Here is a 12,059-nt window from a genome sequence, read left to right on the forward strand (position 1 = left end):
TATGTAATTGTTTTAAGGTCAAGGGCGGTGCAATATGGGGCTTTGGGTAATTTGTTTCTGAATTTTAAACGGATATATCAGGTAATAGTAGGTTATGATACTTAAAGTGGTAAGGATGATCCCTACCGATAGCCAATGCGGCATGATGTTACTGTATCGGGTAATAAAGCCTTCCAGAAAGCCTGCCGAAAAGGTAAACGGAAAGGTACTGATGAGGATCTTTACCCCGGTTTTAGCACCTTGTTTAAACGAGGTCATGCGGCTGTAGGTATTGGGGAACAGAATACTCGCCCCAAGAATCAGTCCGGCGGCAGCTTCAATAACAATGGCGAAAATTTCCATAGCGCCGTGTATCCAGATACCGCGCACACTCTCCCAAAATACGTCTTTTTCGTAAAAGAAATACTGAAACGAGCCCAGCATGATGCAGTTTTTAAACAGGATGTATATGGTACCAATACCACCAAACACCCCAAGAATAAACGAGATAATCCCCACCTTAAGGTTGTTTATGGTAATACCAATAAAACTCCCCCAGTTACTGCCGCTTTTATACACAGCTACTGGGTCGCCGGCTTCAATATTTTCAATAGACATATTAACGTAATCGTCGCCCAGAATGGAACGTACAAATTCACCATCGTTAGCCGCCGATATGGCTCCAATAAAGGTAAAAGCAAAAAAGATGATGAACGACACATAAATAAACTTGCGGTACTGGTAGCAGATTAAAGGGACTTCGGTTTTCCAGAAACTTACCAGACGATTGCTGTCTTCGCGTTTGGTTTTATAAATTTTCTGAAAAGCTTTGGCGGCCAGCTGGTTTAAATAAACAATTACCTTACTTTTGGGGTAATAGGTTTGTGCGTAAGCCAGATCGTTAATTACATGAATGTATTGAGAAGCCAGTTCGTCTGCATCTTTAAAGTCATTATTAAAGATGGCTTTTTCGAAAGCTAACCATTTTTCTTTATTTTGCTTGATGAATGAAACTTCTCTCATATAGGAGATAAATTAAAATATAAAATGTCAGAGTTACAAATTAACACGACCCAAAATGTGAAAATAAATTTCAATGCCGCCGGAGCCGGAGAGCGTGTACTGGCGTATGCTATTGACTGGGCCATTAAAATTGGGTATCTGCTTATTTTAAGTGAGGCGTTTGGGGTGTTCGATGCTATGGATCAATGGTCGCAAATAGCTATTAATACCGTGTTAAGTTTTCCGGTGATGTTTTATACCTTGGCTTTAGAGTCCACGTTACAGGGGCATACCCTTGGAAAGAAAGCCTTGAAGATTAAGGTGGTGAAGATTGATGGCTATCAGGCCTCGTTGTCCGATTATGTGGTGCGCTGGTTTTTTAGAATTGTCGATGTCTTTATTTTCGGACTTGGTTTTTTTGTGATGATTCTCAATAAAAAGTCGCAGCGACTGGGCGATATGGCGGCAGGAACGGCAGTGATTAGCTTAAAGGAAAACATAAACATTAATCACACCATTCTGGAAGAGCTGAAGGACGATTATGTGCCAACCTATCCGAACGTGATTAAACTAAGCGATAACGATGCCCGCATTATTAAAGAAACCTTTACACAGGCCAAAGCGGCACGCGATTATCAGACCTTGATTCGTCTGCGTAAAAAACTGATTGAGGTGGTAGGCATTAAAGACGTGAAGCAAAAAACCGATATGGAGTTTATTGATGTGATTTTAAAAGATTATAACTTTTATACCCAGAACATGTAATGCTGTATATAATTGACATTTTAGGAACCATTGCCTTTGCTATTTCGGGAGCCTTAGTGGCGTTCGATAAGCGTATGGATGTGTTTGGTATTTTTATTATTGCCTTTGTAACGGCGGTAGGTGGTGGTACCCTACGCGATTTACTCATTGGGCATACACCTGTAGGCTGGATGAATGACCTGACCTATACCTATGTTATTATTGTCTCGACCATTTTTGCTATTGGGTTTCGCAGTAAACTGAATTATTTACGTACCTCGTTATTGCTGTTCGATGCCATTGGTATCGGTTTGTACACCCTTATTGGTTTAGAAAAAGGCGTAGAATTACAGCTGCATCCCATACTTTGTATAGCCTTAGGAACCATGACGGCCTGTTTTGGTGGGGTTATTCGTGATATTTTGTGTAATGAAATCCCCGTGGTGTTTAGGCGTGAAACCATATATGCTACCTGTTGTATTCTGGGTGGGGTTATGTATTTTGCTTTAGGGGCTTTACCCTTAGACCACAATATTGTGTTTTTAGCTTCTGGTGCCATTATTATTGCGACGCGATTACTCGCGGTGCGTTTTAAAATTGCTTTGCCTAATATTTATAGGGATTGATATTAATACGGTTTTGTGTTGACTTATTTTTTATAATAGTCGATTTCTTCTCGCATCATACTTTCGATTTCAGTCCATAACTCACTCATCCTTGCATCTCTTTCAGTCTTACCAATTGTTTTTAATTCTTCGGCAGTTTTTTTAATGTCATTAGAATTTGAAATTTTATTTAATATAAGTTGATATTCATTAGAAAAATCTGTTACCAATTGTTTGTACTCATTTATTTTTGGCAATAATTTTTTACTAGCGACAAGTTTTAGTTTATTCAGTTCCTGATTAATGATCATCATGGGTTTCAGTGATATTTTTGTCATTTCAATGAGTTCTGAATTAAACTTTATTAAGGCATTGTTTATTTTTATCTCATCACCTGTCAATAGTTCACTCATTAATTCATTTCTAATACCATAAATCATATTTGGATTTGTTCTTATTTCAGCACTCATTTCATCTATTTGATTCATGAAGTTTGAATAAACTTCAAATCTTTTTTCAACGGCTATATCACTTTTTTGATATTTCCTTTTAAGGATGAACTGAATTATTCCCCAAACCCAGCCTGCAAGTCCAAGTGAAAGTAATATTATATCTTTTAATTCCATTTTTAAAGTTTACATACAACGCATTGATAAGCACAATATCGTTTACCTTTGCTATATTTATTTTGATAAATATACATGCTATTCCTACGAACTAAAAATGAATTTATTTGTAGTTTTAAACAACTCTACATCTTACCATTATTCTCGTTTAAAACCACTTTAGTAGCACCCTTGTTCAGCTAAAGGTGTATTTAAAAAACATAACCCCGAACGAGAGCTGAACAATCCTCGAACAAAACTGCAACAAAACCCCTGTTTTTTTGGCTTCAGTCCCAAATTGTCTCAAATGGTTTTATTTTTCGAATTATTTTGTTCATTTCTTTTGCTTGTCCAAAAGAAACGAACCAAAGAAAAAGACCCTCCAACGATAGGCATTTTTCGGCATACCGAAAACCGCAATGCAAACTCCGCGTCACTGCGTTCCTGAATCTCGGAGCTTTGCCTTGTTATGCTTACGTTGGAGATGAGTTTCTAACAATATTTGTTGTTCTTATTTTTGGTTTAAAATCAGAATTAAGAAGTTGTTTTTTTATGTTTCGACCTATGATTTATTTTGTAGTAATATCAGTTTTAAGGTGCGGCAGGGGCAGAGGAGCATGGCCTAGCGTAGCGTTTGCCATGCGCATGCAAAGCCTTAAAATCAGATATTCAAGAAATGAATCAGAAGTCTAGCGTTTTTTGTTACTTTTTTCGGCGATGTAAAAAAGTAAGGGAAATAAGAGGTTTAATAAGTTCATTTTGAAGGAAAACAAACAACTGGTTTAGCTATGCTGAATCTTCGATTTCAGGGGCTAAGCAAGATGTAGTAGAGATGCTGAAACGAATTCAGCATGACAGTATTTGTAATATTGCGTTTTTTGTTACTTTTTTCGGCGATGTAAAAAAGTAAGGGTAATAAGAGGTTTAATAAGTTCATTTTGAAGGAAAAAAAACAACTGGTTTAGTTACGCTGAATCTTCGATTTCAGGGTCTGAATGTGATGTCGTAGAGATGCTGAAATGAGTTCAGTATGACAGTTAACACTTCCTGCATTCGTCACCCATCATCGGTCACCAGTCACTGATCATCAAACCTTACTCTATAATATCAACATTACGGATGTAAATATTCTTTAAAGGCCAGTCGGCATCATCGGTTTCAACGGCAGCAATTTTATCAATCACCTCCATACCTTTGGTAACGCGACCAAAAATGGAGAAATCACCATCTAAAAAGTGGGAGCCACCATGTTGCTGCACAATAAAAAACTCGAAAGGCGATGCCAGCTTATGTGGGTTGTCAATTTCACTACTTGGCATAGAAATCACCCCGCGATCGTGTTTAAAACCACGTTTGGTATCGGCAGGTAATAAATAACGTCCAATATTGGCACGTTTTCTACCCACTTCAATATCGTCACTACTGCCCGCCTGAACCATAAAGTTATTAATCACACGGTAAAACTGGGTGCCGTTAAAATACTTCTGTTTTGTTAAAAAGATAAAATTAGCACGGTGGTATTTGGTTTCTTCAAACAATAAAATCTCGATATCACCAAAGTCGGTAGTAATACGCACTTTATTTTCCTTGTTCTCTTCGCCGTACTTTAAAAAGAACTCCATGGCGTTCTTATCCGTAAGTTTTGGGTAGGTACGTTTTTTAGGTTCTACCAGTTTCGGTTTGTCGGCTGCGGTTTCAGTCTTCTGCTCTTGGGTCTTATTTTTTTGTTTAGATTGTTTATCTTCACAATTCAGAAATAAACAGGAAAAACATAAAAACAAGATAAAGCGCATAGTGTATGAATTTTGATGAATTTTTAAAAGTTGCTTCAAAAATAAAAAATATACCACTACCAGCCGAATCTGCACAGTTTAAAATGGTACCCACGTTTCGTCGGGAAGAATTACGTATGCAACGTGAAGCCATAAAACAGGCACGGCAGGCAGGCGTTATGGCTTTGTTTTATCCTGATAGATCACATATTACCAATATTATTTTAATCTTACGGAAGACTTATAAAGGCGTACATTCGGCACAGGTGGGCTTTCCCGGAGGTAAGCTGGAAGACGACGATGCCTCTATTGAAGCCGCTGCTGTACGTGAAACGTTTGAAGAGGTAGGGGTACCGGAGCAAAATATTAAAGTATTACGCCAGTTAACCGAGGTGTATATTCCGCCAAGTAATTTTTATGTGTTTCCGTTTATAGGGGTATGTCATGAAACCCCTCAGTTTATAAAGCAGGATGAAGAAGTTGAAGCACTTATTGAAGTGGCTTTAAGCGATTTTTTAGACGATGCGAACGTGATTGCCAAAACCCTGCAAACGTCTTATAGTCCTGAAGTTGAGGTTCCTGCCTTTAAATTGAACGATTATGTGGTGTGGGGAGCTACCGCCATGATGCTCAGTGAAATAAAAGACTTATTAAAAACGGCCATAGTAGTCTAATAGATTTATTACTTTTGTAGCTGCTAACTAAATTTATTTGAGGCACGATTTTATGGGGTTGTTTAAAAGAAATCCGTTTGGACATATACTTATTGTAAAGAAGTGGTTAATTCGCGTGTTGGGCGCCATGACGCATCAGCGCTTTCGCGGATTTAACGAACTACAAATTGAAGGTTCTGAAATTATCAAAAATCTTCCGGATAAAAACGTGCTGTTCATTTCGAATCATCAGACGTATTTTGCCGATGTGGTAGCCATGTTTCACGTGTTTAACGCAAGTTTAAGCGGTCGTGTCGATTCCATAAAAAATGTAGGCTATTTGTGGCATCCTAAACTGAATATCTATTACGTAGCAGCCAAAGAAACCATGAAAGCCGGCTTACTCCCAAAAATATTAGCGTATGTGGGGTCGATTAGTATCGAGCGTACCTGGCGAGCTGAAGGTAAAGATGTAAACCGTCAGGTAAAAATGAGCGATATCTCGAATATAGGGAAAGCGCTGGACGATGGTTGGGTAATTACCTTTCCGCAGGGTACAACCACACCGTTTAAACCGATTCGTAAAGGAACGGCTCATATTATAAAACGCTACAAACCAGTGGTGGTGCCTATCGTAATTGATGGGTTCCGTCGTTCGTTCGATAAAAAAGGCTTACGCATCAAGAAGAAAAACATTCTTCAAAGTATGGAGATTAAAGCCCCGTTAGAGATTGATTACGATAACGAAACAACCGAAGATATCGTAAAAAAAATAGAATTTGCTATCGAGCAACATCCATCGTTTTTAAAAGTGATTCCTCAAAAAGAATTAGAGGCACAGGAGGAATTGAATAAACTTAGAGAGTGGTAGACTAAGCCATTCTCTCTGGTCTTTTCACGACACAGCTACATGCAAATTACAAATATTCAAAATCTGGTATTATCGAACCTGAAGCATTATTTTGGTTACGATAGTTTCCGTGCGCAGCAAAAAGACATTGTTGAAACTTTACTAAACAAGCAGGATTGTTTGGTAATAATGCCTACCGGTGGTGGAAAATCGATATGTTTCCAGCTGCCTGCTTTGTCATTTCCTGGAGTTACTCTGGTTATTTCGCCTTTAATTGCCTTAATGAAAGATCAGGTGGACGGATTAAATGCCAATGGAATCAAGGCGTCGTTTTTTAACAGTAGCCAGAGTGCCGAAGAGCAGGAAGCCATTATTGAACAGGTGGTCGCAAAGCAGTTAAAATTATTGTATGTAGCACCTGAAAGTTTACCGGGTTTACAGAATATTTTAAAGGAAACATACATTAGTTGTGTGGCTATTGATGAGGCGCATTGTATCTCATCGTGGGGTCATGATTTTCGTCCCAGTTACCAGCAGTTAGGCTTTTTAAAAGCCAGCTTACCCAATACACCGTTTATTGCTTTAACGGCTACGGCCGATAAAGCCACGCGCGATGATATTTTAAAGCAGTTGCAGATTGAGCATGCCCAGCAGTTTATTTCGTCGTTCGATAGAAAAAACATTTCACTGGAGGTGCGTGCCGCCGATAATCGCGTGTCGCAAATTGTAAAGTTTATTAGAAAACGACCAGACCAATCGGGAATTATATATTGTTTAAGCCGAAAAGCTACCGAGCAACTCGCAGAGAAATTATCTAATAACGGGATTAAAGCCAAGGCTTATCATGCCGGATTGAATTTCGATCAGCGTAATAAGGTTCAGGAAGATTTTATTTTCGATAGAACTCCCATTGTATGTGCTACGGTTGCCTTTGGGATGGGGATTGATAAATCGAACGTGCGTTGGGTAGTGCATTATAACATGCCTAAAAATATAGAGGGCTATTATCAAGAAATTGGTCGTGCGGGACGTGACGGCTTAAAATCGCATGCGGTGTTATTTCACAGTTATGCCGATGTGATTCAGTTAAGAAATTTTGCTTCGGGTACGTCTAATGAAGATGTTCAGGTTGCTAAAATAGAACGTATGAAACAGTTCTCTGAAGCCACTACCTGCCGAAGAAAAATACTGTTGAGTTACTTTGGAGAATTATTGGCTGAGAATTGCGGGAACTGCGATGTCTGTAAAAACCCGCCACAGTTTTTTGATGGAACGATTATAGCGCAAAAGGTATTGTCGGCCATCTATCGCTTAAAGGAAACCGAAGCTATTGGTATGGTGATTGATGTGTTGCGTGGGTCGCATAATGCAGCGGTGATGGAGAAAGGTTACACCCAGTTAAAAACTTTTGGTATTGGTAAAGATATAGCCTGGAAAGACTGGCAGCATTATATTATTCAGTTGATTAATCAGGGGTTTTGCGAAATCGCTTTTCATAAGAATAACGCCTTACATCTTACCGAATTTTCAAAAAAGGTGCTGTTCGAAGGTTTAAAGGTATCGTTAACCAAACCAACAGAGGTTGCTGAGGTGAAACAAAAGCCAGCGGAACGTGAGCGTAAAGTATCGAAACCAAAAGGTACTGGATTATTTGAGCGTTTACGTCAGTTACGTTATAAGATTGCTTTAGAGGAAGATATTCCCGCGTACCTGGTGTTTAGTGATGCCACACTTAAAGAAATTGAACGCGAACGCCCTATGAGTGAAGATGACTTTTTACGCATTAGCGGGGTCGGGCAGCGTAAGCTCGAAGTTTATGGTGATGAGTTTATTGCCGAGATTCTCGATTTTATGGGCACAAAACCTAAGAAACCTAAAAAGAACGATACACATTTGGTTACTTACGAGATGTATAAGCAAGGTTTGTCTATTGAAGAAATATCTATAAAACGAAAGCTGAAATCACCAACTATTTACTCACATATAGCTAAGTTATATAAAGATGGTAAAGCCATAAATATCTACGATTTTGTAACAAAAAACGAAGTGGCTGCGGTAAAAAAAGCCTATAAAGAGCTGGACGCACCTGATGCTTTAAAACCGTATTTCGATTACTTTAACGAGCAGATGGATTACTTTAAAATTCGTTTGGCGTTGAGTGTTATTGAGAAGGGTTAGGAGTAGGTTATCATACTGAACTTGTTTCAGTATCTATTTAAAGTAATAGTAGTCATTTATTATATTTCTTTTTTATCTTCGAAAATATAATACCTGTCATGCTGAATTTATTTCAGCATCTCTATATACCATGACTGGTCAACAATATAATTATAAAGTTAATCAATGCACATCACAGAAGACGAAGTTTTCGAAAAACAAGACTTTACAGTAAACCGATTGCCAAAAGGTGATTACGATTACTGTAGATTTATTAATTGTAATTTTTCTGAAAGCTTTCTATCTGAAATTAAATTCATGGAATGCGAGTTTATTGACTGTAATTTGAGTTCTGCTAATATTACGCATACCAGTTTTCAGGATGTGGAGTTTAAACGCTGTAAAATGCTGGGGTTACATTTCGAGTATTGTAACACCTTTGCTCTGGAGATTAAAATTGATGACTGCGTGCTTGATCATTCTTCCTTTTATCAGGTCGGACTAAAAACCAGCAGCATTGTTAACAGTAAGTGTATACATGTCGATTTCACGGAAGCCGATTTAAGCGGTTTAAATCTGGAAGGCTGCGATTTTAAAGAGGCGACATTTCAGAATACGGTTTTAGAACATACCGATTTTAGAACATCAATAAATTATCGAATTCATCCTGAGCATAATAAAATGAAAGGCGCTAAATTTGCTTTGGAAGGCGTTTCTGGACTCTTGGAGGCGTATCAAATAAAAATAGAATAACTCTCTATGAAGGTATTCGATACTATAGACGATCTACTTACCGAACTCCATGTGACCAAAAAAAGCGTGTCACCAGATTTCTTTATTCTAAAGTTTGACGATTTAGATTATGCACGAACAGTAGAGACTTTTCCGCATTACAAGAGGTTTTTCGAGATTACATTTTACGAGGAGAATAAGAATGAAGTCCAGGTAGGGCATACCAAGATGAAAGACTTAAGTGACTCTATTATGTTCACGTCGCCTATGCAATCGCTTTCGGTAATTCGAAAGGAAAAACCGGTAGGTATCATTGTGTTTTTCAAAGCCAAGTTTTTTACGCCCAAACGTCACCAATACGATATCCAGCATGAGTTTCCGTTTTTTAAACTAAATACCAAACCGTCGTTTAAAATTAGTAAAGAAGAAAAGCAATATATCAAGCAGTTATTGGAAGTCATGCATCGCGAGTTTGAGAATAACGAACCACAATGTATTGAAATCATTCAATCGTACTTAAATATTTTGTTGAATTACATTAAGAGAATTTTAAAAGGAGAATCTGGTAATGTAAAATTGAAGCGTTACGAAGAGCTTACCAATGCCTTTGAAGAACTGGTGCTTGAAGAAACCGTTAAGTATAAAACGATTGCCGAATACGCCAGCCAGTTGAATATTACACCTATTTATTTGTCGGAATGTACCAAGCGCGCCAATGGACTTTCAGCGAAACAGATTTTAACCAATTATCAGATGCTTCGTGCCAAATCTTTACTGGTACAAACCACAAAATCTATTGAAGAGATATCAATGATTATGGGGTTTGAAGAAGCGACCAACTTTATTAAATTCTTTAAAAATAATGAAGGAGTAACACCTTCGGTTTTTAGAAAACTACCTTAAAAAATATCATTTTCACCTTATTTTGAATTGCTGTTAAACTTTTAAGCCGAGTTATCTTTGCACCTTCCGAAGGGAGAAAATTGCATATGAAAAAGTTTAGAGTTAATAAGGGTAATAGCAAAATTATCATATTGTTTTTGGCGGCATTGATAGCATTGTCGCCATTTGCAATAGATTCATATTTATCGGCCATGCCGCTAATGGCAACGTTTTTTGGGGTGGATATTAATGTGGTAGAATTAACTATTACCTTATATTTTCTCGGGTTTGCCATTGGAAACTTTTTTGGGGGTCCGCTTTCTGATGCCTTTGGTAGAAAACCAATAGCTTTAACAGGAATTACACTTTACGGACTTTCGGCATTGGCTATACCATTCTGTTCTGCAATAGAAGGTGTATTGGCTCTGCGAATCCTTCAGGCTTTTGGCGGTGGTTTTGCAACAGTTACAGCGAATTTGTTTATTCGTGATTGGTATCATGGTGAAAAAGTAGCTAAACTGATTACGATCACAACCATGATTATGATGCTGGCACCTTTGTTTGCTCCAGTGTTTGGTTCCGCAATCATTCATTATAACGGATGGCAAGGGGTCTTTTTCTTTTTGTGTATCTGGGCGGTGATTCTGTTTACATTATTTTACATGCTTATTCCAGAATCCAGAGATGAAAAGCTAATTACCAAAAATTTTAATACCAGACAATTATTAGAGAAGTACAAAGTATTTCTGTCCGATAGAAAATCGGTGATTATGCTTATGGCAATAAGTTTTCCGGTGTCCGGACTGTATATTTTTATTACGAGTTCGTCGTTTATCTACTTAGAATATTTTGAGGTTAATCAGGCACATTTCCCGTTAATTTTTGGAGCTACTATCTTGTTAAATATCTTATTATCTTTATTGAATACATACCTTCTTAAATTCTACAAACCAAAGCGTTTGTTGCGAATAGGTTTGTATATGCAGCTATTGGCAGGATTCTTATTATTTTTATCGGTGCAGTTTGAAAGTGTGTCGTTTTGGAGTGTGTTTGTATTGATTGTGTTTTATGTAGGTAGTTTGGGATTGGTTTTTGGTAACGGAACAGCCTTAATTTTGAATAGTAATCCTGAAGTAAGCGGTTCTGCAAATGCAACTTTAGGGATTTTCAGATTCCTATTAGGTTTTGTTTCTGGAACCTTAATTGCGTTATTTCATTCTAAAGATTTAGTACCAATTGGTGTAGCCATGTTTACTTGTAGTTTGATTGGTAATCTGTTCTTTTTCATGTCTAAAAAAGTTAAAAGTAAAGATATGGTATTGGCTATCGATACCAGTAAATAGTTTCTTCATATTCGTTTTTTTAAGAATTTGATTAAATTTAGGATAGGTTTCTAAAATTAATAATTCATGAAAAATGTACTTTTATTGTTTGTCGTTGTTAGTGTCTTGTATACCTGTAAAAAGAAGATAGAGAATCAAGTTACTGAACCTATAGTAGAGCAAGTTGAACAGGTTGAGGTTAAAAATGAAGAGCCCAAAGAAATCTTTACTCCACAAAGTGTAAATGATACGCTCGCGGAACAAATAAAGGATTTTATAACAACTCAGTATTTATCTGAAGGTGATCTGAATATTATTGATGAATCACAACGCAAGTTTCAGCTTTATCAAATCGATTTAAATGATGATGGAAACAATGAGGTCTTTGTAAATTTTATGACGTCTTATTTTTGTGGAACAGGGGGATGTACCCTGCTACTATTAAGTCCTGAACTAAAACCAATCACTAAGTTTACCGTAACCAGTACACCACTGTGGGTAGAGCAGACTATGAAAAATGGTTGGAAAATTATTTTAACCAGGTCTCAAGGAGAATTAAAGGAGCTGATATATACAAACGGAACCTATCCGTCCAATCCATCGATGGTTGCAAAAGCGCCTTACGATGCCGCTAGTGGTCATGCAGAAATACTTTTTGATAATAATTTTAGTCCGGCCAAAACCTATACTTTTTAAAACGGAATTAGGAAGTTTTAATAAAAAGTGTAAATTAGTCACTTATTATATTTTATTAAA

12 protein-coding genes are annotated in these 12,059 nt (G+C 37.4%); 9 read left to right on the forward strand and 3 right to left on the reverse strand.

Features of this window, described 5'->3' with window-relative positions; all coding sequences use genetic code 11:
• Positions 1–18: 18 nt before the first annotated feature.
• Positions 19–1,002 carry a stage II sporulation protein M gene (locus NO995_RS12430; protein ID WP_258227787.1) on the reverse strand — a complete coding sequence of 328 codons (984 nt, stop codon included), beginning with the start codon at positions 1,000–1,002 and terminating at the stop codon, positions 19–21.
• Between the two features lie 24 nt (positions 1,003–1,026).
• On the opposite strand from NO995_RS12430, the gene NO995_RS12435 reads away from it, so the two are divergent.
• Together NO995_RS12435 and NO995_RS12440 are read left to right on the forward strand one after the other, a co-directional pair.
• Complete coding sequence (locus NO995_RS12435) at positions 1,027–1,746, forward strand: RDD family protein (protein WP_258227788.1); 720 nt, start codon at positions 1,027–1,029, stop codon at positions 1,744–1,746.
• Positions 1,746–2,351: a trimeric intracellular cation channel family protein gene (locus NO995_RS12440; RefSeq protein WP_258227789.1), complete on the forward strand. Its 606-nt coding sequence runs from the start codon at positions 1,746–1,748 to the stop codon at positions 2,349–2,351. Before NO995_RS12435 ends, NO995_RS12440 begins: the two co-directional genes overlap by 1 nt.
• Positions 2,352–2,374: 23 nt before the next feature.
• On the opposite strand, the gene NO995_RS12445 is transcribed toward NO995_RS12440, so the two are convergent.
• Entirely contained in the window at positions 2,375–2,956 is a 582-nt protein-coding gene (locus NO995_RS12445; protein WP_258227790.1) for a hypothetical protein, read from the reverse strand.
• A gap of 1,073 nt (positions 2,957–4,029) precedes the next feature.
• Positions 4,030–4,728 carry a peptidylprolyl isomerase gene (locus tag NO995_RS12450; protein WP_258227791.1) on the reverse strand — a complete coding sequence of 233 codons (699 nt, stop codon included), beginning with the start codon at positions 4,726–4,728 and terminating at the stop codon, positions 4,030–4,032.
• A 5-nt stretch (positions 4,729–4,733) separates the two neighbouring features.
• Here NO995_RS12450 and NO995_RS12455 point away from each other — a divergent pair, with 5 nt between their 5' ends.
• The 7 genes from NO995_RS12455 to NO995_RS12485 all read left to right on the forward strand — a co-directional run bounded on the left by NO995_RS12455 (position 4,734) and on the right by NO995_RS12485 (position 11,999).
• The gene (locus NO995_RS12455; protein ID WP_258227792.1) at positions 4,734–5,381 is read left to right on the forward strand and encodes a CoA pyrophosphatase; all 648 of its coding nucleotides are present in this window, start codon (positions 4,734–4,736) and stop codon (positions 5,379–5,381) included.
• A gap of 52 nt (positions 5,382–5,433) precedes the next feature.
• Positions 5,434–6,231 (forward strand): 1-acyl-sn-glycerol-3-phosphate acyltransferase, encoded by a 798-nt coding sequence (locus NO995_RS12460; RefSeq protein WP_258228015.1) that lies wholly within the window; start codon positions 5,434–5,436, stop codon positions 6,229–6,231.
• Positions 6,232–6,270: 39 nt separating this feature from the next.
• A complete protein-coding gene (recQ, locus tag NO995_RS12465) occupies positions 6,271–8,388 on the forward strand; it encodes a DNA helicase RecQ (protein WP_258227793.1) in 2,118 nt (705 codons plus the stop codon).
• 165 nt (positions 8,389–8,553) lie between these two features.
• A complete protein-coding gene (locus NO995_RS12470) occupies positions 8,554–9,120 on the forward strand; it encodes a pentapeptide repeat-containing protein (protein ID WP_258227794.1) in 567 nt (188 codons plus the stop codon).
• A 6-nt stretch (positions 9,121–9,126) separates the two neighbouring features.
• Entirely contained in the window at positions 9,127–10,002 is an 876-nt protein-coding gene (locus NO995_RS12475; protein WP_258227795.1) for an AraC family transcriptional regulator, read from the forward strand.
• An 86-nt stretch (positions 10,003–10,088) separates the two neighbouring features.
• Complete coding sequence (locus NO995_RS12480) at positions 10,089–11,324, forward strand: multidrug effflux MFS transporter (RefSeq protein WP_258227796.1); 1,236 nt, start codon at positions 10,089–10,091, stop codon at positions 11,322–11,324.
• 66 nt (positions 11,325–11,390) lie between these two features.
• Complete coding sequence (locus tag NO995_RS12485) at positions 11,391–11,999, forward strand: hypothetical protein (protein WP_258227797.1); 609 nt, start codon at positions 11,391–11,393, stop codon at positions 11,997–11,999.
• Positions 12,000–12,059: the final 60 nt, after the last annotated feature.

The sequence above is a fragment of the Aestuariibaculum sp. M13 genome, assembly GCF_024723255.1.
Classification (GTDB): Bacteria; Bacteroidota; Bacteroidia; order Flavobacteriales; family Flavobacteriaceae; genus Aestuariibaculum; species Aestuariibaculum lutulentum.